Consider the following 218-nt stretch of genomic DNA (forward strand, 5'->3'; position numbering starts at 1 on the left):
TCGCGTCGACCGCGCCGCTGGCGAAGATCAGCGATGCGTTCAGCGCCGCGGTGCACCGTTTCGCCCGGGACAACAAGCTGCCCTGGGTCAATTTCGCCAAGGGGCAACGCAAAGACGACGTGATGCACGAACACTTGGCCGAGTTCACCGACACCGAGGGCGTGCTGTTCGTGGGCCGGGCGCAGGAGAAAACCAACCTGTTCCGCACCGAGAAACGC

1 pseudogene is annotated in these 218 nt (G+C 64.2%); it reads left to right on the forward strand.

Annotated features, from left to right (window positions below):
• A pseudogene (locus FPZ47_RS28175) lies at positions 1-218 on the forward strand (hypothetical protein); the annotation flags it as partial.

Source organism: Mycobacterium helveticum (assembly GCF_007714205.1).
GTDB lineage: Bacteria > Actinomycetota > Actinomycetes > Mycobacteriales > Mycobacteriaceae > Mycobacterium > Mycobacterium helveticum.